The organism is Ferruginibacter sp. (genome assembly GCF_028288465.1).
GTDB lineage: Bacteria > Bacteroidota > Bacteroidia > Chitinophagales > Chitinophagaceae > Ferruginibacter.
Genome location: NZ_JAQBNR010000061.1, coordinates 31,960 through 56,125 on the forward strand (window position 1 = coordinate 31,960; position 24,166 = coordinate 56,125).

The following is a 24,166-nucleotide window of genomic DNA, read 5'->3' on the forward strand; positions in this document are numbered from 1 at the left end:
AAAATTGTTTAAGAAATAAGTGTGTTACTGCATGTCATAATAAAAAAATCTTCACCGTTAAGCGAGGATGATATACGTTTTATTAGTAGTTATTGTGCCAGCGAAATTCTTATTTGCACACCTGCCCTTGTATTGGTAATCGGCGCACTCGACGAAATATATGGAATTACCCTTCGCTGATCAAAATATAGTTTAAGGTTTACCCTGCTATTAAGGTAATAATCAATAGTTGGCGAAAGTGTTATTTCTTTGCTACCGCCTGTAGGTAATGTGGCTTCCTGGTCAAGCCGGTTATTTACAGTAACATTGTCACGGATTTTCATATCAAACCGGAAATTGATTTCGTTATCCAGTTTACCTTTTCCACCCTTGCTTAGGAACTTGGGCAAAGTCAAACCCCCTAGCAATCGCAGCCCTTTTTTACGGTAGCCGCCACCAATAGAAAATTCAGTAGACCGGGTTTCGCTCAACTGGAAATCTATCAGGCTTAAACTGAGAGTACGCTGTTTTGTATAGTCAATTTTAAACTGTACCTGGTTGGTGAACATTACATCGATACCCACCAGTGGTGCAAACTGTTCGGTAATAGTGATGTTGGGAACCAAAAAGTAGGGAACATAATTTTTAGAAACCGTATCGTAAAAAGAGGGAAATCCGTACCTGAACTGATCTGCATAAAATAAGGCTGAAGTAAATCCATTCATGCTCAGGCTTCCGTTATATGCATGTGATAAGGTGATGTTACTGAATATTTTTTCCAGTCCCTTTACCCTGCTAAGGCCAGTGTAATCAATTTTCCAATTGGGCTTAGGTATAAACCCTTTGTAAGGATTTGATTTGATGTTTGGATTGCTTTGATTGATAAGGGAGATAGACTTGGGGTCTTTACCGGAATAAGCCGCAACAAATGCAGGAATCAAAACGTCTGTTGCATAGCGGTTGTACCCATGCGCATAGCCATCCGCATCCGACGGAATACCTGCATTGTATTTGTTCGCAGTGCCCAGTCGTTGTGAAATAATTTGCCTGTACGACTCGAACTTTTGAAACGTGGTGGAAATTCTGTTGGGATCAAATTTGCCAAACAAGGTTTTGTAGGATATAAAACTAATATCAAAACTTCCACCGGAATAAGGACTCAGGTGACCAAAATTATTGCCCGTACCGGTTGTATCTTTAAATATTTCAGAATAATTTTTACTAAACGTTTTATTGAGGTTTACAGAAATCTGCAAATCACGTATCGGCTCCAGCTGAGCAGTAACCGTCAGCCGCTGATCAAAGGATTGCTGAAAAATAGTGTTGAAATTACTGTCTCTTGTAATCAGCCCTTTCCTTGCAGCGGCACTCATCCAATTGGTATCTGGTTGATTGCCTGCAATAAAACCCATATCAGGCTGCATGCTGCGCCAGTTGCGTCCTATTTCCTGCGTGCTGTCCATATAACCGGGTAAACGGGTATTGGCATTTTCAGATAACGAAACATTTACCTGTTTTAAACTACTCACCAGTTTACCAAAAGCACGGCCCATATTGCCTACATATGGCATTGCGTTGGGATCTTTTATTTTTCTTGTTTTGATTTTCCTGATTTGTTTTATCCTGATGCTGTCTTTCATCACATACTTATACAGCGTATCTTTTTTAATGGTGATATTTTTTTCTGTTCGCTCTGCTTTCGGTTGGTCGATTACCCTGAAAAATTTTGATTTGTTGTACAACCGGGTGAAATCCAATTGGGCGGTCGCTTCTTTGGATTGGCCGTTTTCTAAAATATTGCCAAGCTCAACAGCCAGCCTGGAAGCGCCGATCCAGCGGTAAGTAGCCTGGTATTTCAGGTTTACTGTTGTCCAGTCAAGCAGGGGAAATTTTGCTGTAGGTAACGTATAACTTACGTTCGCCGTTTGATTGTACAACGTATTTCGTCCTCCCTTAAATAAGTTTTTAATAATAGTATCCTTCTTTTCTTTTGTATCAATACGGCCGTAAGGTTCGTCAATGCGACTGTTATTGGTAGCATTAAAATCAAACATGATGGACCGTGTAAGACCCCAGCGCAAAATATAATCCCGTTGAAAAGTGAAGTACTTGTCATAGGTTTCGGGAATTTTATATTTGTCAGATCCAACACTTCTTGGCCTGATGGCACCGAACTGCCGCTGAATATCGGCTCTGAAACTTAACTGTGAGGGTACCGGGTTTACATTGATATCTTTTATCAAATCGAACCAATGCTTTTTGCGTTTGGTAAACAGTTTCATTTTTTTGAATGGCTCAATGTATTTTGGCTGCGGTACAAAATTGTAGCCCAAACCGCCACGGTGCCGCGTAATTTCATTGTTTTCTATCAACGGACTATGGGCTGTTATATTGATATAAGAATAACTGACATCCACATTTTCTATGTCGTAAATTTTAGGCTTTTTTGTACCCGTGCGGTTTTTGCGAACGTTCGTAAAATTCAGTGTTTTGGTACTGGTAAAATCTACTGCGGCATTTTTTATCGAGTCTCTCATTTTGGCAGGAGACACAGACAGCTTATCTTTTAGTTTGATGTCCAGATCATATGGATCATACAACGGCTTGCTGACGGTTTGAGAAATACTGGCAAAAACAGGTATTGAGATAGCTGCTTTTTTAGGTAACAATTTTCCTAATTCCAGGTTAGCGGCTACATCAAATTGGGTCATATCATCCCTGAATCGCTCGTCCACCCTTTGTTCCAGCGTTCCGAACCCGCTGCTATGTGTGGAAATTGAACCCGTAACGGTACCCAAATCAGCCAGGTTCATGTCCATTCTTGCCAACGCAGCATACCCGCCTTTTTCATTGATAGAAGTAAGGCGCAGTTCGTTGACCCAAATCTCGCCGCAGGCGTTCGGATTGTTTACATTTTCAACGCCAATCAATACGCCCCTCAACTCGCCGAGGTTAGGATCGCCGAGTATTGAATATGTTTGACCATTGCCCTGCAGTGCACTGAAAATAACAGTCGGTGAACCCTGTACATTTCGTAGCTGTTTTAACTTGGGTAACAGGGTAAGATCTACATTGAGGTTATTGATGGCCCGCCATAATGTATCGTTATAGGCATCTGTATTAGGATTCAGCGTATTGGCACCAAGCGGCGTCATATACAAAGGAATTTTTATTTCGTAATAGTTGCTTACAAAGTCAGTTCCTATCCTTATAACTGCATTCAGGTCCTTGTCTTTAATACTGTTTGGACTTTTAACATTGTTCTCTGCATGTATGTACATGCTTAAATTACCGTACTGACGAATGTCCCTGTTGGCAAAAGTTTGGAATACACCTCTTGCGTCATTCTTACCCAAAGCACAAAACTGCAGCGACATACTTTGCTCATTTTGCAACAGATTAACACCGTTGTTGCTTTGAATTTGCTGGCGCTGAATTTCTCTTGGTGTGCGGTAAGGCAACGGAGAACGTTTGTCATTTTCTTCAATGTTAACAGCCCCTACATTAAAGTCTACGTTGGTAGAAATAGGAGAATAAATTCCGGTGGTATCAATTTTATTTTTAAAGCTGCGCCAGATGTTGCGGGTTAATTCCAGTTTTCCAAAACGCATTACTACTGAGTCAGAAAAATCTGTCAGAAACATTCTTATAAAACGAATGGATTTAAAGTCGGGTATATTACCAATTTTCCTGTTGTACGATCCGATAGGAATTTTAAACTGGTACCAGGTTTCGTTACGGGTATTGCCGTTTACCAATTTTACACCCACCACTTTTTTATCTACAATATAATTAACCCCAATCTGCATGTTCGGATCTGTTTGCGGTTTGATATCCACGATGTACTGGAAATATTCTTCCGACTCGTTCATGGTATTATCCTTATTCAGATCTTCTGCATCAGGGTAAAGTGTGGCTGCTGATGAAAAGATAGATCCATCATTTACTTTTGAATTACCCTGGGGATTATTGAAATTTTTATACCTTTTTAAAATCCCGTCATTGGCCGTAAAAGAAGCATCCCTGTAGTGCGTATAATCATCCTGTGAAGGATCAGCAGACACTTCCTGTAAAGCGGCACTATTAAGTACAGGGCCCAAAGCGGCAAGATAGGGCGCCCTCTTTATTTTTTCAGCAGCATCATCCAAACCGTCAAAACCAACGTCCTGGTATTGCCGTTCGTTCGCATCATTGCTAAAGGCATTGGTCACCTGTATCGGGTTTAAGGGAGCCTTACCCCAAACGGTAGTAGAATCTACCTGAGCCGGTGCGTTCGGCGTAGGCATTCCATTTTCATAAAAACGCCGGCCATCTTTCAACACATCTTCCGAAATATTACCCAGGTTAAAATACAATTTACCTCCCGCTGTTGGGGAAATGGGCGTTTTAATAAACGGATCCTGCACCCAAAATTCTATAAACTCTACATTGGCTGTTTCAAAATCTGTCTGATCAATATTGCGCATTAAACCACCCCATCGTTGCGTTGGGTTTTTTAACCGGTTATTCGCATCAATACTTAAAGGAGAGGCATCAAAATTATAAGGTCCCTTCTGATCAGGATAATAGGCAAGGTCAAACGTTGTTAACTGGTTTTGTCCGTAGTCAGTAGTCCGTTGAGGAAAAATTTCACTCTGACTTATCAGGCGCACCTGCGGATCGCTAAGTTCGTCCCTGTTATTGCCGAGCGGGTTATTAGCCCCTTTATACAGTTGCAAAGCTGGCTCAATCTGGTACCAGGCCAGTTTAGCCCTGTTCTTTCCATAATCAAGGTTATTATTTAATTTTCCTTCCTTAAAAATTTCATTACCCGCCTCATCAGTGGCACCCTGCGGAGTAGAAGCAAGTCCCCAGCTGATGGCAGGGAAACGAAGGTCGATACCAGATTTACTTCCTTCAAAATCATCAATGTATACTGCGCCTGCAGAGCCCTTGCCTATTTGCGAAGCATGGCCCGGTTGCAGGTAAGCACCTTCTGCATAAAAATTAACGGTAGAAGGTGCCGTGGTAGAATAGAAAGGAAGTTTGTCTAACAACTTGGTAATCCTGGGTGTTTCTTTCCGGTAATTCACATCCAGCCCGTACATGGTATTTTTTATCGGGTCTTCGCCAATATTATTCTTTGTAAAAAACGGCCGTTCGCTTAAACGCACGATGGTACCACCGATGGCCAGTTGTTCTTTCAGGGTATTTTTCGCCAGGTAATCCAGCCGCAATCCTAAAAAAGATTTTTGCTGCAAGCCGTAACCGGCATTATTTTCAAAGTTTACCTGCACTGGTAAACCTGCATTCAAAATGGCCTGGTTGGTAACTTTGATGGTACCAAGGTCATAATTAATATCATAGTCTACTCCTTCGGTTAATGTTTGTCCGCCTGCGGTTACTTTAACGCTGCCCTTTGGAATATTATAACCAATGCTGATATCGGATGAGCCCGAAGTTTTGGCAGACCCCTTCATTACAAACCGGTTCAGATTTGGGTACTGTTGCGCCACTGCCTTAATGGAATCATACAATGCATAATACAACGTATCCTTGGCTGTTGCAGGTATCACATTGTATATCTGCGCCGCAAGGTCGCGGCCAAAAGGCTCCAATACAGGAAACACAATTCTGCTGTATTGCGATATAACTGTAAAGCCCTCCACATAATCAAATACACCATCCGGCTGCGGATCCCGGTTGCTGTTAAGCCGGTCTAAATTTACCAGTGTTAAAATAGGTGTACCCTGGTTTTTATCGCCGAAAGGCACATATCTTTTTGCTCCGAGGCTTGGTTCCTGGTATAGCAAATTCAGTTTAAAATCCGTTGGAGTCAGTACACCATAACCAACAGAATAAACGTTTTTCATCATCAGTTGCCAGATAGGTAATTGAGTGCGCTGGGACGTTGCTTTTAATAATTTAAGAAACAACACCTTTTGTGTAGCCGAAGTGCTGTCTGGCGGAAGATCCTGTGAAAATTCACCCACCTGGTACGTATGGCCGTTGTAGGAGTATTGATAAGCTACCGCCAGTACCTCGTCAGATTGCAGGGGCTGGCTTAATGAAATATATCCCGCCTGCCGGTTAAAAACATACGCGGTTGAATCCAGTTTCCGGGCAAATGTCTTCTCAAAATCCTGTACCGGCGCAAGGCCCAAAGCCTGCAGATTACTAACCACCAAAGCGGGATTTCTGTTATTACCGTTAGTTATTATTTTACTATAAAGGTCATTGGTTCCATTTTGTGGGGGAGCAAAATTGCTTATTACATTGATTGTTGGCGGAGCACGAAACGGATTTTTTTCGCCCAGGTCCATTAAGCCGACGATGTCTCTTGTATTGGTTGTTCCACCATTTTTATTGGTCACCCAAACCTCTAACCTAAGAATTTGCACAGGCGTTGTCACAGCTGGCAGTTTCGCCAATACCTTATTGTAGTTGTCTTTAAAATACTGGCCCAGTAAAAAGTGACGGTTCTCTTCGTATTCATCTGCTTTAATGTCTATCACCTGCGAAGCGGCGCCACCCTGCAGGTTGGCTGTTTGCCTTGCTGATTTTTGATAGGCCAATACAGAAGTTACATTCAGTTTACCAAACTGTAACTGTGTTTTTAAACCAAATAACTGCTGCGCTCCGGGAATAAAAGTACTGCGGGAGCTAAATGTAACAGCCCCTGCTTCAATACGTTTTATAATTTCATCATCCACGCCCGAATAGTCGAGCTTTAACTGGTTATCCTGCCCAAAATTGGCAAGTGTGTTGTAGTTGATGGGAAATTTTAATTTGTCGCCTATATTGGCATTTACATTTACCTGGGCGGCCATATTAAAATCGAAGCCACCATTCTTCCTGGCCCTTTCCGGCAGTGTGGGATTTTTTATATTTTGTCCCTGGTAACCTGCGGTAATATCCACGTTGCCCTGTGGCGCTATATCAATTTTACCATTGCCAAATAAGCGGTTAAAAAGGTTATCATACAACGACATTTTGGGCTTGGTCAGTTTGCGGTTCAACAAATTCATTGTGTTGGCCCTCTTTTTAAAATAATCCAGTTCCGCCTGTTTGTTTTTCAACGCCCAGTATTCATCAAAAGTGTATGTGGTGGGAGTACGGTAATATTTGTTGCCTATTTTTTCGTAGAGGGTATATAAATGTGTTTCAGGATCGTATGCAACGGAATCTGTAATGTTGGATGGCTTTTTAAAATCCAGGGTATTTTTAATACCGCTGTTCATAAAATCATTGCGGGTATCATGAATGGGATACGGCAACCCCTTTGGTGGAATAGTATCGCCTGCAGCAGGCAAATTTCTGCCTGAAGGTGTATTATTTTGTGCCGAAATGGAAAGTGAAATTGAAAGTAAAACCACTAACTGTCCCAACCCAAAGCCAATTACTTTTGGTAACAATTTTCTTTTAAAAAACATCCGCTAAATCAATTAAAGTAAAATTTGATCAAATGGCTTTAAGCGCTTTTTTTATTAAATCTTCTAAATTGTTTATGTCGGGTTCAGTGTGGTTGATTTTTTGTATTGCCGATTCCGCCTGTGGACGGGATATACCCAATGAAACCAATGCATTTAACGCATCCTGCTGTAATCTATTGCCCACGGTAGCGGGCAGGCTGAGATCCGTTGCGGCTTTGGCTACTTTATCTCTTAATTCAAGTACCAGTCTTTCAGCTGTTTTTTTGCCAATTCCTTTCACGCTTTCCAGCAGTTTTACATTGTTTTGTATAATAGCCTTGCTTACTTCTTCGGGTTTCAGGTGAGACAGCATCATTCTGGCAGTTGCAGCACCAACGCCCGAAACACTGATCAGCTGAATAAACATTTCTTTTTCTCCCTTATCAAAAAAACCATAGAGTGTGTGTCCGTCTTCCTTTATCTGCAGGTAAGTATATAATTTACCTTTTTCTAAATTTTGGATATGGGTAAATGTGTTCAGGCTTATATTTAATTCGTATCCAACGCCGTTTATGTCCACATAAACCTGCGCCGCATTCTTCATAGTAAATTTGCCTTCCAGGTATGCGTACATGTCTTTCTTTGAGTCAGCTGCGAAAATAAGCATAAAAACCGACCGAAGGTATCGAAATTCATCCTTGCGATTTTTAGCGTATTTTTGCCCGCTTTTAAAATTATCAAATAAAACCTAAAATAAAAATCTTTTATACGATATGCAAAAAATTACCGCAGCAATTACTTCAGTTGGTGGATACGTTCCGGAATACAGGCTAACCAATGCCATACTGGAAACAATGATTGATACCAATGATGAATGGATCAGGAGCAGGACGGGTGTGGAAGAAAGAAGAATTTTGAAGGGAGAAGGCCTGGCTACTTCGGATATGGCTGTTCCGGCGGTGCTGGAAATATGCAAAAAAAGAGGCATTGACCCTACTGAAATTGATTGCATGATCTGTGCTACGGTAACACCGGATATGATTTTTCCTGCAACAGCTAACATCATCTGCGATAAAATTGGTGCTGTAAATGCCTGGGGATTTGATTTAAGCGCCGCCTGTTCCGGTTTTTTATTCGGATTAACAACCGGCGCCGCGTTAATTGAAAGTGGACGCTATAAAAAAGTAGTTATTGTTGGGGGTGATAAAATGAGTGCTATTGTAGATTATACGGATCGTACCACCTGCATTATTTTTGGTGACGGTGCAGGAGCGGTTTTACTGGAACCTTCTACAGAAGATGTTGGGGTGATGGATAGTTTATTGAAAAGCGACGGATCAGGCAAAAATTACCTGCATATGAAAGCGGGCGGGTCTTTACGGCCGGCATCTGTCGAAACCGTGCAAGCCAAAGAGCATTATATTTTCCAGGAAGGACAACCAGTATTTAAAGCGGCTGTAAAAGGCATGGCAGATGCAGCGTATGATTTACTGCAACGCAACCACCTCACCGGCGATGATATCGCCTGGCTGGTACCGCACCAGGCCAACAAAAGGATTATTGATGCCACCGCCAACCGCATGGGCTTACCGGCAGAAAAGGTAATGGTAAATATCCAGCGGTATGGCAATACTACGGCGGGTACTATCCCACTGTGTTTGTGGGAGTGGGAAAGCCAGTTACACAAAGGTGATAACATTGTATTGGCGGCATTCGGCGGCGGATTTACCTGGGGTGCCACTTTGGTTAAATGGGCCTATGATACCGCACCTGCAGAAAAATAAATTAAGACTAACTCCTTTTTTGAAGTTCCAATCTCTTTTAATTTTAATTACTATATTCTAACAGAGGCAGCCTGTAAGCAGGCTGCCTCTGTTAGAATAATTTACTCCGACTATTAAACTGGAAGCCAAGTTGAACACCCAGGCTATTGTAAGTTAAAGAACCGTATGCTGGGCCCACATTCCTTAAGCCATATTTGTATTCAATATTGATAAACAATCCACGGCGCATTTGATAGCCAACTAATAAGTTTGCGCTTAGCATAACAGGTTTTCGATGTTCAACTCCGTCGGACCAGGACTGTTGTCTATTAAATTTTATAATGGAAGATGTAGATGATGGATGCTGTCCAGGTCCGGAACTACCTGACATGTCTTCATATTTTCCAGATAATCCATGTCCGATGACCGGTCCTGCCCCAAAATAGAAGAGCCCTTTTTTGGCTGAAATATGGTAGATTAAATCAAGCGGAACTTCTAGAAAATTGACCTTTTCATCAGACATAAAATAAAAGTTCGACGTGTCGGATGCGTTAAATAAATCCATCTTATATCCTTCCTTCCCAAAGTTCAATCCCGGTTGAAAAAATAAAGATGAATTTACCGGAACAGTTGCAACCACGCCAAAAATATATCCCAATTTATTTATGGTATTTTGCTTCACCTTAGTTCCCGACTCGCCCCATTTACGCACGGCATTTGTAAGCGTGGGCCCTGCCTGAACACCTAATTTAATTTGACCATCAACCCGGGCTGCCAAAATTATTGCGGCAAGGATTAAATAAAAAGTTTTCATGCGGTCAGTTTTTATTAAGTGAAACTGGGCCATAACTTTTTATAGCCAATTGTAAAATAATAGAAATGTCATTTATACAATTAGCGTAAAATAACATAATAGCGTTATAAAACAGGTCTTCCACAAACGTAAAAAATGTGTTTTTTACTGCTCTTAGTAAGTTTAATGACCGTCATTACCACCAAATATATAACCTACTTTGACGTTTACACCATTTGTTTTTAAGGATGAATTTGGGTTGGGATCAATATCGTTAAACCCCATGGTATAACCCGCCTGGAAATATATTCCGTTGGGGAGTTTATAGCCAGCCAGGATGTTACCGCCAAAGTCAAGCGCCTTGATGTGTTTATCGGGATCGCTGGCAGAAATCTCGCTATCTTTTTTTCCATCAAACTTCACATGACCATTGCCGGATAAAGTTTGGGTAGGGTAACCCGAAATAGTACTGTTGATGGTATAATTATATTTTCCAGACAAGCCATAACTGACAGATGGACCGATTCCCAAAAAAAAGGTATTGTCTCCCGATGGAAAACTGTAGACAAAATTTAAAGGCAGCTCAATAAAATTAAAAGTTCCCTCTCCTGTTGATGCTAAACTCATAGTCGCATCAGTCTTGTTATAATTCGCGTTATACCCTTTTTGAATAATATTCAATTCGGGTCTGAAAGAAATTACATGCGTTACAGGCACAACAGCTACAACACCAGCAAGAAATCCAAATTTGGGTTTGGTCAACCCCTTCGTTGTTGTACCAGATTCTGTACGTTCTCCCTGAAGGTTAGCAAAGTTTCCACCCACATGTGCGCCAAAACTAATTTGTGCAGTTACACCTGCCGCTAAAACTGCCAATGCAGCGCTCATGATTAATTTTTTCATCCAGCTTGATTTTTCTTAAAAATATTGATAAATATAACAATTGCGAAATTGTTCCTGCATTCTGAAGTTTGCTTTGCATTTTAATTTTGCCAATTTTATTGCAGTGTTAAAAACAAAAGCAATGGGTCAAAGCCGTAAGGCTGCGAATTTTTTATTTAAGTGCTATCATAATTATCAGCATTATATAGTGTAAACGATTTAACTTTATGAAGATAGAGTTATACCTTTAAAACAATTGCCAGTATGAAAGTTTCACCAATTTTACAAGTGTTTATCATCTTCTGCAGCTTAACGACTGGCTCAGCAAACTTGTTGCCTGCCCAACAAATCGGGCTGCAATTATACAGTCTCCGCAATCAATTTAAAACAGACGTGCCGGGTACATTGGCCAAAATAAAAGATTGGAAAATTACGGCCATTGAAGGGGGCGGTACCTATAACTTACCTGTTGAAGAATATAAAAAATTGCTGCAGCAAAACAACCTGCAAATGGTTAGCTACGGTGCCGGTTTTGAAGAACTGCAAAACAATCCGCAACTGGTGGCAGACAATGCAAAAGCTTTTGGCAGCAAATTTATCATGTGCGCCTGGGTGCCGCACAAAGGTGCCTTTACAATTGAAGATGCGCAAAAAGCCATCGCGGTTTTTAATACTGCCGGAAAGGTGCTGAAAGAAAATGGTCTGCAATTTTGCTACCATCCGCATGGATATGAATTCATGCCTTTTGAAGATGGAACCATGTTCGACTATTTGGTAAAAAACACAGATGCCCGGTATGTAAATTTTGAAATGGATGTTTTTTGGGTAAAGCACCCGGGACAAGATCCGGTAGCGCTGCTTAAAAAATATCCCAAACGTTTTTTACTGCTGCATTTAAAAGACCGTAAACCGGGCACAGAAGGCAACCAGGAAGGACATGCGCCGGATGAAACCAATGTAGTACTGGGACAAGGAGATGTTGGCATTGCAGCCGTTATGAAAGAAGCAAAAAGAATCGGTATTAAATATTGTTTTATAGAAGATGAATCGCCAACACCGGTAGAACAAATTCCGCAAAGCCTCCAGTTTTTACAATCACTTAAATAAGGCGGAGATATAGATTTGGTGACAGGACTATTAACTTTTCAATAATTTTTTAAAAAAGGGAATCAGCTCTTCTGCGAGTACAGCGTGCTCAGCTACTGAAGGGTGTCCGCCGCAACCCGTTGCCTGCATGGGTTCGAAAAAAAACACGGCTACTTTTTTATCCGCAGGATACAACTCATCTATATTTTTTTGTACCGCCGTTAGACAATTTTGCAGCAGCAACCGGTTATTGCCATTCACCATGGGGCTGCTTAGCAACGCTATTTGAGCCACCGGGTATTTTGATTTTACCAGCTTTACAAATTGGATATAGCTGCTTACAAAAATCCCGCTGTCAAACGGCAACCTTTTTTTGAGGCCATCACCATTGCTGAAATCATTTGTGCCCAATGCAATGCTCACAATTTTTGGTGTGTACAATTTAAAATCCCACATGGCTGAACTGCTTTCCTGGAAATCCGCTTTTTCGTATACCTGTGGCATTACCGGCGCATCACTGTTCCAGTTGCGATAGATGCCGATACCGCTAACACTGCTTAATATAAAATTGGTTTTTAATTCCCTTGCAACCCTTGGGCCATAAGCATAATAGGCGTTGTGCTGATCATGATACTCTCCTGTTCCGCACGGCACTTCAGAAGTATCTGCTGCAGCGCCACAGGTTATACTGTTACCAATAAATTCTATCAGCGCTGCTGATTTTGGTTTAATGGCTTTTATACTTTGCCCGATTATTTTTTCTATTATAATTGCTCCGGTATGTGCTTCCGTAGCCTTGTAAATCCACACGATATGTTTGCCATCTTCACCAGCGGAAATGACAAGAGAGACATGTGAATTTTTTGAAACCTTAATCCGCTTTTGATAAACACCATCCAGTTCATATTGCAGGTAATTGTGGTCTTGTGTATTGGCGATGGATGCAACAACCTGGCAATCCTTACCTTCAAAACTAAACCCAAAATGAACGGCTGAACTTATCAGTTCAAGATTGTGTTCTTTATTAATCAGGCATCTCCCATAAGGGAATAAGGCTGTTGCAGGCAATTCAGTTGGTACTTCTTTATGGACAGTAAACGCTGTTATGGCAAGAAACAAAACACATACGCCTGTGGCGAATCTTTTAAATTGAAGTTTCATAAACAGCTGTATTGATTTAGGTATGTAAATTATGAAAAGAAGATTGGAAAGTTCGGATACGAACGAAACTGATTCTATTCTACTTTACCATTAACTTTTTTCAGCCGCTGAATACAGTTCGCCAATGCCCGGAAATTGTGATAATTGCCTTTCCATATATGGCCTTTTAAAGCGATCTTTCGTTGAGGTTCTTTATCAAGTCCTTCCTCGTACCAATCGCCATTTACATGATCAATCAGGTAGGTCTGAATATAGTTCCACTGCTGCTTAAATTTAGCGTAATACTGCATTGCATCGTTGGGAAAATAATCTGCCATCATTAACAAGGTATTCATGCCTTCGGCCTGCGCCCACCAGTTTTTACTGTCCAGCAATATGGAGATGGTATCACGGTTTTTAAAATAATATCCTTCATCATAAAAGCCACCAATTGAATTATCCCAGCCATTGCGCAGTGCGTGGTCTACCATCTTTTTGCCTGCATATAATGTGGCGGTATCGTTTTTTATCCCCAATGCATGCGACGCTTCCAGCATCAGGTAAGCAGTTTCTATATCATGGCCAAAAGATACATGGTCTAAATACTTATGTTGTTTTATTACAGCTTCTGATGAGTCCCTATAAGAAACAGGTGTCCAATCCGGAGTAAAAAAAAGAGTGAGATAGCCTTTGGGAGTCGTGATTTTATCTCTTATCAAAAAGAGCATTTCTTCCAATCGCTCTCTAACCATAGCGTCAGGCCATACTGCATACAATTCAGTAAATGCTTCCAACAGGTGAATAGAAGAATTTTGATCTTTGTATCCAAGGTCTGAAGTGGAAGGTGTGGCTGCATTTCTTTTTACAATAGCGCCATCTCTTTTTAAATGCTGGTAATATCCTTTATATACCGGATCATGACTGTGCTGTTCAAGCCACAAAAATGTTTTCTTTGCGAGGTTCAAAGCGCCTGTATCACCAGATGATTTGTAGTAAGCAGACAGCGCATAAATGGCAAAGGCGTTTCCGTAGGCTTCCTTGGGAGCATTGGGGTTGCTTTTATCTTTACCCTGCCTCGTAACGAGGTTGTAGAATCCGCCGTAAGTTCTATCCCACATTACATCCCGCAAAAAATGAAATCCGTTTGCCGATGCCTTCATGTAATATTTAACATTAGGGTATAACGATGCCGCCTTTGCGCTTGTCCAGGTGTGGCGTGCCTGGGTTACAATAAATTTATCCTGCGGACCGGTAGGTTTAAAATCGTACGTAAAAGTGGTTATAAATCCGCCATACATATTATCAATGCATTGCGGATACCATTTGTTTAGTAATTCTTTTTTAACGGAATAATCCATCTCTGCCGCAATTTTAAACCGCTCTTGCTTTGCAGCTGTAATTGCGTTTTTTTGAGCCGATGCGCCGGTGAAAAATAAAAAAGACAGGAACAATAAGATTGTTTTCATGCTTTTGATTGCTATTGTTATTTACCACGTTTTTTTATACCTGCTTATGCTATGCCTTAAATGTCACACGCAACATACGAAAGCAGAGAGAAATAAAATACGAAAGATAAAATGGCATATGATATTGCTAAATCGCTTTTTAACGAGCCAGTAATTTACTACAATGCACATGAAATCTATTGTACTTCTTTATCTGATCGCAATAATAAATTAGCCGTTAATAAATGAGTTATCTACCAACAACGGTCTAATTGCCGGAGTTAAAAAGGCTAAACTCGTTCTGGAAAAAAGCAATAACTTAATCTCAATCAGGCATTTTTTTTAGGCTTGCCTACAACAATTTTTTTATGTTGAAAATCGTACACTAAATAAAACAGTGCTGGTAAAATAAACAGGCTGCCAATCAGCAATGCCATGGCCAGTGTGTAGATGGTTTTTTCGGGTGCACTTCCATCGGTTAAAGATAAATATTGACCGCCTTTGAGCAATACAATATTTGGGAAATGCTGATAGGTAATCGCAAGTAAAATCATCGTAATCTGGAAACCTGCCAAAACACGAATGATTATTTTTTTCCCCTTAGATAAAAGATACCACAGCAATGCCAGGGAAACGGTTGCTGCTGCAATTGCGGCGATACCAACCGGATTGCCAAACAGCCATTCCTGTAGTGGCACACCATCCAGCTTTGCTGCAATAAATACAAATGTACCGGCAACAGCCGCAGCGATATTGGTGGTACGTGCTTTTATTTTAAAACGTTGTACATCCTGTTCGTTTTCTGTTTCGCCAATTAAATAAATGGAAGCCAGGAAGCCACAAATACTTACGGTAAATAAACCAACTGCAACAGAGAAAAAATTAAGCCAGCTAAAGATATAGGCGTCCAGGTAACCTTCAGCTAACGGATCAATTTTACCGGAAACTGCCGAACCGGCAATGATACCTAAAAACAATGGCGTTACACAACTGGCGTACATAAAAATACGGTTGTAAACTACCTGCAATTCATCGGTTACTGCATCGTAATTTCTAAAAGTAAATGCAGTGCCTCTTGCGATAATGCCCAGCAACATACCTACCAACGGAATGTGCAGATTTACCGACATGGTAGTATAGATAGTAGGAAAGCCAACAAATAAAATCACAATCACGATAATAAGCCACATGTGGTTGGCTTCCCAAATAGGACCTATTGCCCGGTACATGGTTCTGCGGGTTCTTTCCTGGTTCTTTTTAGTAGTAAATAATTCTATGATGCCGGCACCAAAATCGGCGCCGCCCATTAAAAGATACAGCAGTATTGCTACCCACAAAAATGCCATTACAACGTACAGCATAGTCATTAATTTTTTACCTGCTCACCTGCAGGAATATCATACAATTTATCCACCATTTTTATTTGCCGGTACAACATAAATATTACGATCAACGCCAGCGAAAGATACACGGCGCTAAAAAGATAAAACGAATACACAATGCCGGGCATCGGTGTTACAGCATCTTTTGTTTTCATTACGCCATAAATAATCCAGGGTTGTCTGCCCACTTCAGTTACAGTCCACCCGGCTTCTACAGCGATAAAACCCAGTGGTGTTGCCCACACAAATAATTGCAGCAACCACCGGCTGTTTCGCCATTGCTTTTTTCTTATCACCGCAATAAAATACATAATGGCAATGCCCATCATGATCATGCCTAATGCTACCATTATTTGAAATGCATAATGCGATATGGCTACCGGCGGCCGTTCCTCTTCAGGAATACTATCCAATCCTTTAACCTCGCTTTTAAAATCTCCGTTGGCTAAAAAACTTAAACCGCCCGGAATTTTTAATGCATAGTTTACTTCTTTATTTTTCTCATCCGGAATGCCCCCGATGATTAACGATGCTGATTTTTCTGTTGTAAAATGTGCTTCCATTGCAGCCAGTTTTGCGGGCTGTGTTCTGGCAACAAACTTTGCAGAAATGTCTCCGCTCAAGGGTTGCAATATAGCAGCGGCGGCGCCAAATACGGCGGCTATTTTAAAAGCTTTTGTATGAAAAACTACGTTCTTTCTTTTCAGCATCATCAATGCATGTATGCCGGCTACAGCAAACCCTGTGGCAGCAAAAGCAGCGATAGACATGTGCAGTGATTGAGAAAACCAGGCGGGATTAAAGATGGCTTTTATGGGATCAATGTCTGAGTATTGTCCGTTTGCAAAAGTAAAACCAGTTGGTGTATTCATCCACGCATTGGCTGCTACCACCAGGATGCCGGAAACCAAACCACTCACACCTACCACCACCCCGGTAAACCAGTGAAACCATTTATTGAACCTGTCCCACCCATACAGAAAGAAACCAAGCGCAATGGCTTCTATAAAAAACGCCGTGCCTTCCAGTGAAAATGGCAGTCCGAAAATGGGCCCTGCATGCAGCATAAATTTGGGCCATAACAAGCCCAGTTCAAAAGAAAGTACCGTGCCCGATACAGCGCCGGTTGCGAAAAAAATAGCCACTCCTTTGCTCCATGCTTTGGTTACATTTCTGTAAACCGGCTGATTTGTTTTGAGATAATAATAATGGGAAACCGCCATAAAAAAAGGCATCACCATACCGATACAGGAGAACACTATGTGAAAGCCCAGCGACAACGCCATCTGCGAACGGGCGGCTATAAAATCGTCCATAAGAAACTGATTTTTTTGCGATGCAAAGGTACAACCAATGAAATGAGCTTCGTTGGATTTGTTTAAACATTTATCTTATGCGTATGGATTTTTTCTCTCCGGATTGCAACAACTTTTATTAAAACAACTCTACATTTTGATGCAGATTATTTTCTTCTTTGGAGAATTAGGGAGTTATTCTTTTTGTTCCCGCATACAACTCGTATTCAAACAAACGACAATCAATTTTGCTGGTGTAAAATTCTATACGGCGACTGGGTTTGAGGCCAATTTTTTTTGCCAGTTCTAAATTCCCTGTGAAGATGTAGCCGAAATAACCTTTGCATTTTTTCTTTAAAAAATCACCCATTCGGCCATAGGTAATTTCCAATGCAGCAGCTACGCCAAGGCGGTCGCCATACTCAGGGTTAAAATAAATAACGCCGGGTTGATCTTCCGGAATACGGGTTGTTTCAAAATCACCAACAGCAAACTCAATCAAATCTGCCACGCCTGCAGCACCAGCATTTATTTTTGAAATGTTGATGGCGTCCTCGCTGATATCGGTGGCGATGATGGTAAGGCCCGGCACTTCTTTAATTATTTCGTCTAACCGTTGCCGTTGTTGCTGGTACATTTCGTTGGTAAAGCCAGCTACATGCATAAAAGCGTAATTGCTGCGGTATAAGCCGGGCCTGCGGTTGGTAGCCAGTAAAGCGGCTTCAATGGCTAGTGTGGATGATCCGCACATGGGATTGATGAAGGGTGATTTCCGGTCCCATTTGGTTGCCAGTAAAGTGGCTGCTGCCAATGCTTCCAGCATGGGTGCTTTGCCGGGTATTTTTCGATATCCATGTTTGGACAATGTCTCACCAGAAGTATCAATAAATATTTCCGCCACGGATTCTTTCCAGTATAAATGAATAACTGTTTTATCCAGTTCCGGACCAGAGTTTGGACGTACACCCGTTCTGTCGCGGAAGCGGTCAACAATGGCATCTTTCACTTTTACATTGGCGTATAACGAATTGTTGATGGTCTCATTATCTACATTGCTGCTGATGGAAAAATAGCCATCGGCAGGGATGATATCTTCCCATTCAAAATTAATCAAGGTTTTATACAAATCATCCGCATTGTACGCTGTAAATTCTTTTACAGAAAACAATACCTGGCTGGCACAACGCAGGTTCAGGTTGAGTTTGATGCAATCGGCCAATGTACCTTTTAGTTCAACACCCGTTTTAAAAACACGGACTGGCGTAAAACCGAGTTCCCTAATTTCCTGCTGCAGGTAAGGAGAAAGCCGGTTGCTGCAGGTAATGATTATTTTGCTGGTGAGGTGGAAGACTTGCATAAGTAGTGCAAAAGTAACCAATACAAATGTTTAATTGGCTGGTAAGAAATCGAGATGTTTGGCAATCGATTTTGGATTAAGACGTTTACAGGCAAAGAAAGTACGGCTGCAATTTCTTTAATCAAAAGTAAATTGTCTGAATATCCTGACTGCAAATAACTTCGCAGCTTAAATAAAATTATATAAAAGAAGTAACTTGTGTAATGGACTTTCAAAAAGATATACGGCTGGCTGTACTGATAGATGCAGACAATGTGCCTTACAGTAACGTTAAAGGCGTGATGGAAGAAATAGCCAAATATGGCACGCCTACCTTCAAAAGAATTTATGGTGACTGGACAAAACCTACTGTATCCGGGTGGAAGAATGTGTTGCTTGAAAATGCGATTACTCCTATTCAGCAATACAGCTATACCAGTGGCAAAAATAGCAGCGACAGCGCCCTCATTATTGATGCCATGGATATCCTTTATTCCGGTAAGGTCGATGGATTTTGTATCATCTCCAGCGATAGCGATTTTACAAGACTGGCCACAAGGTTACGGGAAGCGGGAATGAAAGTGTTTGGCATTGGCCAGAAGAAAACACCCAACCCTTTTATAGTTGCCTGTGATAAATTTATTTACATGGAAATTATTCCATTGTTTGAATCAGGCGAACCTGAAACCGTAGTTGCAAAAGCCAGCAAGCCTACTACCAAAGCGGTTGTTGACAAAGTAAACAGGGAAACGCTTAAAATTATAAAAGCCACCATTGATGATTTGGCCGATGAAAATGGCTGGGCCTTTTTAGGCGATGTCGGCAACCTGGTGTTAAAAAAACAGCCTAATTTCGATCCGAGGAATTATGGCTTTTTAAAACTGACGCCGCTGATGAAATCGTTACCGCAGTTTGAGATTGAAAAACGGGAGACAGAAAAAGGTGGTACCAAATTAATTTTTGTGCGCAACAAAGAAGCACAGCAGCAATAAAAAACAGGAGGATGATTGAAGAGTTTGGCATAGAGAGCATTTACATTGTTCATGCAAAAAAGGGGTACGAATTTCATGAGGACAGGATCAATAAATTGTTTGCAAAAAACGGATTGTCTTTTGAATATGTAACAGATGGTGACCCCAGTTGTTTTTACCAGGCATTGCTGGATAAATATTTTTCGGCGGATATAAAACAGGTATTGTCTGTTGGCGTATTAAGTTGTACGCTCAACCATATTTTAAGTTACGAGCGCATGGTAAAATGCAATAACCGCTTTGCGTTGGTATTTGAAAATGACCCGTTCTTTTTAGGTGATTTTGTACAGCAGATAAAAAAAATAGCAGCTGAAGCAGCCTCGCTTCCTGCCGGCTTTATCATTTCTCTTGAAAATACAACACTTCAGTTTCCTGCAGTAAAAAAATTACGCAAAGGACAGTTATTATACCCTGCCATAAAGGGTCGCTGCGCAGGTGCCTATTTGCTGGATTTGCAAGCCGCAAAAAATATGCTGAAAGATTTGGAAACGCATAAATGTAAACAGGTAATCGACTGGTGGCACAATACACTGATTGATACTGGTGTGATAAAAATGTATTGGGCTGATCCTCCTATAACAGAGCAGGGATCGCATAACGGGCTGCTTTCTGCCGGTATCTCAACTAAAACAAAAAGCACGCAACGCCGCATTGCATGGCTTGCTCAGAAATATTATAAATCTTATGTCAGCAGGTGGTTTAAGTAAGCCCCATCCTCTAAAAGGGAGCTATGACGCGTCTAACAATTGCAGGCATTTAACCAAACTGTCTTTCCACGCAGGAATACTTAAATCAAAGGTCTTTTGAATTTTGGTTGTATCCATTACCGAATAGGAAGGCCGTTTTGCCGGCGTTGGATAACTGGAAGATGGAATGGGATTAACCATGCATTTGCTACCGGATAATTCTTTAATCGCATCCGCAAACTGGTACCAGTTAATAACACCGGTGTTGGAATAATTATAAATACCGGCGTTGGAAGTTGCTTTTTCTGACACAATGATTTGCATAATGGCTGCAGCAAGATCGGCAGCATAAGTCGGGCAGCCTAGCTGGTCGCTTACAACATTCAGGCTTTCCTTTTCTTTCATCAGGCGCAGCATCGTTTTTACAAAATTATTTCCAAAGCTGCTGTATACCCAGGAAGTGCGAATGATAATACTGCCTGCATTATTTTCCTGTGCCAATTCTTCTCCTTTTAATTTGGTTGCCCCATACATATTTACAGGTGCAACCGGAAAATCTTCTGTATAAGGGATGGTGGCGGTGCCATCAAAAACATAATCTGTTGAAATATGGATGAACAGGGCGTTGTGCGCTTTGCAAACAGCAGCCAGGTTGCCTACCGCAGTTGCATTCACCAGCATGGCTTTTTCAGTTTCTGTTTCAGCTTTATCCACAGCAGTATAAGCGGCACAATTGACACAATAGTCAATTGCATGGTTGTCAAAATAATTTGTAACTGCCTCCAGGTCATCAATAGCCAATTCACCCTTAGTTACAAACAAAAAATGATATGCAGGAAATGATGCACTGGTTACTTTCATTTCTTTACCCAGCTGCCCGTTGGCACCGGTTACTAAAATTGTCTTTTTTTCTGCCACAATAAAAATTAAATAGTAAAATTGGTTTTGCAGTCTTCTATATTAGGAAGCACCAGGTCTTTGGCAGCTACCATTTCTTTGCCTGCCGGTACCTTCCAGTCGATATTCAGTGTGGGATCATTGTACATCAATCCGCCTTCGCTTTCTTTGTGATAAAAACCATCGCATTTATACAATACTTCTGCTGTTTCTGTCAACACGGAATACCCATGAGCAAAGCCCCTGGGTACCAGTAATTGCTTTTTATTTTCTGCAGATAATTCTATGCTGAAGTGCCTACCAAAAGTTGGTGAACCAACTCTCAGGTCAACCACAACGTCTAAGATAGTACCGCTCAATGAACGGATTAATTTGGTTTGCGCATTGGGGTTTAACTGAAAATGCAATCCGCGGATTACACCATAAGTAGACCTGGCCTGATTATCCTGCACGAAAGTCATAGTTGCGCCACCTTCGGTAAAAGTGTTATAATTGTAGCTTTCAAAAAAATAACCGCGGTCATCGTTAAAAACCCTTGGTTCATAAATCAATAATCCGGGAAAATCAGTTGCTGTAAACGGCATAAAATAATTAAATGTTTAAGAATATATCTTTTTAAAAAAATCGATTGTTTCAGTCAGCCCATCGTTAAAATTTTTAGTGGGCTGATAACCGAGTAAATTTTTTGCCAGCGAAATATCTGCCAGTGAATTTCGGATATCACCTTGCCTAGGCTGCCGGTAGGTGGCTTCAAAAGTACTATCTAAATTTTCTCTGCAGGCATTAAATAAATAATTTACAGAAAAATTCTCGCCGATTGCTACATTATAAACCTGTTTAATGGCCGCAGGATTGTCCGTTAGCATGCCTTTAATATTCACCTGCACAGCATTGTCAACAAAAGTAAAGTCCCTCGTTTGCTCCCCGTCGCCATTAATATAAACCGGCAATTGCTTCATAATTCCTTTCACAAATAATGGAATTACAGCAGCATAAGCGCCATCCGGATCCTGGCGGGGGCCAAAAATATTGAAATACCTGAATCCTATTATTTTTAATTTATACACATCACCAAATACCTGGGCATACAGCTCATTCGTTTTTTTTGTTGCGGCATAAGGCGATAAACAATTCCCTATACGATTTTCTACTTTAGGCAGAGTTGGCTCATCCCCGTACACAGAAGATGACGAAGCATATACAAACTGTTCAACACTGTTATCAACTGCTGCTTTTAGCATATTTACAAAGCCACCAACATTTACTTCATTAAAATAAACAGGCTCCTTAATAGAACGGGGCACTGAGCCCAATGCTGCCTGGTGACTAACATACTGAATTCCCTTGCAGGCTTGTTGACAGGTATCCGCATTGCGTATATCTCCTTCTATAAATTCAAATGCAGGGTATTTACGAAGCACTGCCAAATTTGAATCAAACCCATTCACCATATTATCCAGCACCCTTACTTTACGAGCTCCATTTTTTAATAAATATTCAGCAATATGGCTGCCGATAAAACCTGCTCCACCTGTTACTAAAAAATCTGCGTTGCTTAAATCTTTTGTATGAAAAATGTTATCCATGGAATTCTAGTCTTTGTAAAAAAGCTGAAGTTTAAATGGCTTAAATTATTTAGTTATCTATAAACTCCAGTATAGTCTGCTTTTTATTGCCGTCCTGTAAATCCCCTTCAAATCAGCTATCATAGCCTCAGGCTTTGTAATACCAGCAAAATAATTGTCGTCCAGTTTTTTATACTCATTGTGTGGTACCGCTGCAATCACTGCATCGTAGTCGTTTGCAATAGCTGTTGTTAAACCAAATCCATATTCATGCACCAGCTCAGTACTGGATGCATGCGGATCAGTTACATGCACATTAAGTGAATAAGACTGCAATTCCTTTACAACGTCTGCCACTTTACTGTTGCGGATATCACTCACATTTTCTTTAAACGTTGCACCCATCACAAGCACCTTCGCTTTTTTTATATTACCATTATGCTGAATGATATGTTGCAACACTTTTTTTGCTATATAGCCAGACATCCCATCATTGATAACACGCCCCGCTAAGATAACCTGGCTGTCATATCCCAGTTCCTTAGATTTATACGTCAGGTAATACGGATCAACACCTATGCAGTGCCCTCCAACAAGGCCAGGCTGAAATTTCAAAAAATTCCATTTGGTTCCTGCAGCCTCCAATACCTCAAAAGTATTAATACCCATTTTATCGAAAATAATTGACAACTCATTCATCAGTGCGATGTTCAAATCACGCTGTGTATTTTCAATAATCTTTGCTGCTTCTGCCACTTTTATGCTGGATGCTTTGTGGACACCTGCTGTTACAACCAACTCGTACACTTTAGCAATTAAATCAAGACTTTCGCCATCACAACCACTTACCACTTTTATAATTCTTGCCAATGTATGCTCCTTATCTCCCGGGTTAATTCTTTCCGGTGAATAGCCACTTTTAAAATCAATAACATTTTTTAAGCCGCTTAATTTTTCAATAATCGGCAAGCAATCTTCTTCTGTGCATCCGGGGTACACAGTGCTTTCAAAAACAACATAGTCACCCTTTTTAATCACTTTACCAATCGTTTCGCTGGCCCGTGTAACCGGCACCAGGTCTGGCACATTGTGTTCATCCACCGGCGTAGGTACAGCTACAATATAAAAAGAAGCCTGCTTTAATACTTCAAGATCGTTGGTAAATTCAATATCACATCCTTCAAATGCTGTTGTTTCCAACTCTTTACTTGGGTCGATATTATTACGCATCATTTCCACCCGCTTCGCATTGATATCAAAGCCAATGACTTTAATTTTTTTTGCAAACTCCAACGCTATCGGTAAGCCAACATACCCCAGCCCTATTACTGCCAGTATTTTATTTTTATCTATCAGTTCCTGGTATTCCATTCTAAATTTATTTTACACGCCTCTAACCCCTGTGGGGAAATGGCATAGATCGTTATTGCTCCAAAACGGAGTGGCTAATTTAATATTTAAACTGTTTTTCGGAAAACCACATTTAGTTTTACAA

General features: G+C 40.9%; 17 protein-coding genes. 4 read left to right on the top strand and 13 right to left on the bottom strand.

The genetic code is table 11. The features are described from left to right. Positions 1-89 precede the first annotated feature (89 nt). On the bottom strand, positions 90-7,391 hold the full coding sequence (gene sprA, locus JWR61_RS23615; protein WP_301930165.1) for a cell surface protein SprA: 7,302 nt from the start codon (positions 7,389-7,391) through the stop codon (positions 90-92). A 28-nt stretch (positions 7,392-7,419) separates the two neighbouring features. Beyond that, the gene (gene ruvA / locus JWR61_RS23620; protein WP_301930166.1) at positions 7,420-8,037 is read right to left on the bottom strand and encodes a Holliday junction branch migration protein RuvA; all 618 of its coding nucleotides are present in this window, start codon (positions 8,035-8,037) and stop codon (positions 7,420-7,422) included. A 106-nt stretch (positions 8,038-8,143) separates the two neighbouring features. Here ruvA and JWR61_RS23625 point away from each other — a divergent pair, with 106 nt between their 5' ends. Beyond that, positions 8,144-9,154, top strand: a complete 1,011-nt coding sequence (locus tag JWR61_RS23625; RefSeq protein WP_301930167.1) for a beta-ketoacyl-ACP synthase III — start codon at positions 8,144-8,146, stop codon at positions 9,152-9,154. A gap of 91 nt (positions 9,155-9,245) precedes the next feature. Here JWR61_RS23625 and JWR61_RS23630 read toward each other — a convergent pair whose 3' ends face one another. Together JWR61_RS23630 and JWR61_RS23635 are read right to left on the bottom strand one after the other, a co-directional pair. After that, positions 9,246-9,947 (bottom strand): outer membrane beta-barrel protein, encoded by a 702-nt coding sequence (locus JWR61_RS23630; RefSeq protein WP_301930168.1) that lies wholly within the window; start codon positions 9,945-9,947, stop codon positions 9,246-9,248. Between the two features lie 162 nt (positions 9,948-10,109). After that, complete coding sequence (locus JWR61_RS23635; RefSeq protein WP_301930169.1) at positions 10,110-10,829, bottom strand: porin family protein; 720 nt, start codon at positions 10,827-10,829, stop codon at positions 10,110-10,112. Positions 10,830-11,072: 243 nt separating this feature from the next. Between JWR61_RS23635 and JWR61_RS23640 the strand changes: the two genes are divergently transcribed. Next, positions 11,073-11,915, top strand: a complete 843-nt coding sequence (locus JWR61_RS23640) for a sugar phosphate isomerase/epimerase (protein WP_301930170.1) — start codon at positions 11,073-11,075, stop codon at positions 11,913-11,915. A gap of 30 nt (positions 11,916-11,945) precedes the next feature. On the opposite strand, the gene JWR61_RS23645 is transcribed toward JWR61_RS23640, so the two are convergent. The 5 genes from JWR61_RS23645 to JWR61_RS23665 form a co-directional block, all read right to left on the bottom strand. Beyond that, positions 11,946-13,055, bottom strand: coding sequence for an SGNH/GDSL hydrolase family protein (locus JWR61_RS23645; RefSeq protein WP_301930171.1), 1,110 nt, complete (start codon positions 13,053-13,055; stop codon positions 11,946-11,948). Positions 13,056-13,129: 74 nt separating this feature from the next. After that, complete coding sequence (locus JWR61_RS23650; RefSeq protein WP_301930172.1) at positions 13,130-14,500, bottom strand: AGE family epimerase/isomerase; 1,371 nt, start codon at positions 14,498-14,500, stop codon at positions 13,130-13,132. 308 nt (positions 14,501-14,808) lie between these two features. After that, on the bottom strand, positions 14,809-15,840 hold the full coding sequence (locus JWR61_RS23655) for a cytochrome d ubiquinol oxidase subunit II (RefSeq protein ID WP_301930173.1): 1,032 nt from the start codon (positions 15,838-15,840) through the stop codon (positions 14,809-14,811). 5 nt (positions 15,841-15,845) lie between these two features. After that, on the bottom strand, positions 15,846-17,177 hold the full coding sequence (locus JWR61_RS23660; RefSeq protein WP_301930174.1) for a cytochrome ubiquinol oxidase subunit I: 1,332 nt from the start codon (positions 17,175-17,177) through the stop codon (positions 15,846-15,848). Positions 17,178-17,343: 166 nt separating this feature from the next. Beyond that, a complete protein-coding gene (locus JWR61_RS23665; RefSeq protein ID WP_301930175.1) occupies positions 17,344-18,513 on the bottom strand; it encodes a class I SAM-dependent RNA methyltransferase in 1,170 nt (389 codons plus the stop codon). A gap of 203 nt (positions 18,514-18,716) precedes the next feature. On the opposite strand from JWR61_RS23665, the gene JWR61_RS23670 reads away from it, so the two are divergent. Then, a complete protein-coding gene (locus JWR61_RS23670) occupies positions 18,717-19,484 on the top strand; it encodes an NYN domain-containing protein (protein ID WP_290340166.1) in 768 nt (255 codons plus the stop codon). 11 nt (positions 19,485-19,495) lie between these two features. Beyond that, the gene (locus tag JWR61_RS23675; protein ID WP_301930176.1) at positions 19,496-20,230 is read left to right on the top strand and encodes a glycosyltransferase family 25 protein; all 735 of its coding nucleotides are present in this window, start codon (positions 19,496-19,498) and stop codon (positions 20,228-20,230) included. Between the two features lie 21 nt (positions 20,231-20,251). On the opposite strand, the gene rfbD is transcribed toward JWR61_RS23675, so the two are convergent. From rfbD to JWR61_RS23695, 4 genes are read right to left on the bottom strand one after another with little or no spacing between them, the layout of a single operon-like run. After that, positions 20,252-21,127 (bottom strand): dTDP-4-dehydrorhamnose reductase, encoded by an 876-nt coding sequence (gene rfbD / locus JWR61_RS23680; RefSeq protein ID WP_301930177.1) that lies wholly within the window; start codon positions 21,125-21,127, stop codon positions 20,252-20,254. A gap of 8 nt (positions 21,128-21,135) precedes the next feature. Next, positions 21,136-21,690, bottom strand: coding sequence for a dTDP-4-dehydrorhamnose 3,5-epimerase (gene rfbC, locus JWR61_RS23685; RefSeq protein WP_301930178.1), 555 nt, complete (start codon positions 21,688-21,690; stop codon positions 21,136-21,138). A gap of 15 nt (positions 21,691-21,705) precedes the next feature. Beyond that, complete coding sequence (locus JWR61_RS23690) at positions 21,706-22,692, bottom strand: SDR family oxidoreductase (protein WP_301930179.1); 987 nt, start codon at positions 22,690-22,692, stop codon at positions 21,706-21,708. 57 nt (positions 22,693-22,749) lie between these two features. Then, complete coding sequence (locus JWR61_RS23695) at positions 22,750-24,042, bottom strand: nucleotide sugar dehydrogenase (RefSeq protein ID WP_301930180.1); 1,293 nt, start codon at positions 24,040-24,042, stop codon at positions 22,750-22,752. Between the last annotated feature and the right edge of the window lie 124 nt (positions 24,043-24,166).

Excerpts from the sequence above, each read along its gene's own strand:
- sprA (WP_301930165.1), bottom strand. The coding sequence starts at position 7,391 with ATGTTTTTTAAAAGAAAATTGTTACCAAAAGTAATTGGCTTTGGGTTG.
- ruvA (WP_301930166.1), bottom strand. The coding sequence starts at position 8,037 with ATGCTTATTTTCGCAGCTGACTCAAAGAAAGACATGTACGCATACCTG.
- JWR61_RS23625 (WP_301930167.1), top strand. The coding sequence starts at position 8,144 with ATGCAAAAAATTACCGCAGCAATTACTTCAGTTGGTGGATACGTTCCG.
- JWR61_RS23630 (WP_301930168.1), bottom strand. The coding sequence starts at position 9,947 with ATGAAAACTTTTTATTTAATCCTTGCCGCAATAATTTTGGCAGCCCGG.
- JWR61_RS23635 (WP_301930169.1), bottom strand. The coding sequence starts at position 10,829 with ATGAAAAAATTAATCATGAGCGCTGCATTGGCAGTTTTAGCGGCAGGT.
- JWR61_RS23640 (WP_301930170.1), top strand. The coding sequence starts at position 11,073 with ATGAAAGTTTCACCAATTTTACAAGTGTTTATCATCTTCTGCAGCTTA.
- JWR61_RS23645 (WP_301930171.1), bottom strand. The coding sequence starts at position 13,055 with ATGAAACTTCAATTTAAAAGATTCGCCACAGGCGTATGTGTTTTGTTT.
- JWR61_RS23650 (WP_301930172.1), bottom strand. The coding sequence starts at position 14,500 with ATGAAAACAATCTTATTGTTCCTGTCTTTTTTATTTTTCACCGGCGCA.
- JWR61_RS23655 (WP_301930173.1), bottom strand. The coding sequence starts at position 15,840 with ATGCTGTACGTTGTAATGGCATTTTTGTGGGTAGCAATACTGCTGTAT.
- JWR61_RS23660 (WP_301930174.1), bottom strand. The coding sequence starts at position 17,177 with ATGGACGATTTTATAGCCGCCCGTTCGCAGATGGCGTTGTCGCTGGGC.
- JWR61_RS23665 (WP_301930175.1), bottom strand. The coding sequence starts at position 18,513 with ATGCAAGTCTTCCACCTCACCAGCAAAATAATCATTACCTGCAGCAAC.
- JWR61_RS23670 (WP_290340166.1), top strand. The coding sequence starts at position 18,717 with ATGGACTTTCAAAAAGATATACGGCTGGCTGTACTGATAGATGCAGAC.
- JWR61_RS23675 (WP_301930176.1), top strand. The coding sequence starts at position 19,496 with ATGATTGAAGAGTTTGGCATAGAGAGCATTTACATTGTTCATGCAAAA.
- rfbC (WP_301930178.1), bottom strand. The coding sequence starts at position 21,690 with ATGCCGTTTACAGCAACTGATTTTCCCGGATTATTGATTTATGAACCA.
- JWR61_RS23690 (WP_301930179.1), bottom strand. The coding sequence starts at position 22,692 with ATGGATAACATTTTTCATACAAAAGATTTAAGCAACGCAGATTTTTTA.
- JWR61_RS23695 (WP_301930180.1), bottom strand. The coding sequence starts at position 24,042 with ATGGAATACCAGGAACTGATAGATAAAAATAAAATACTGGCAGTAATA.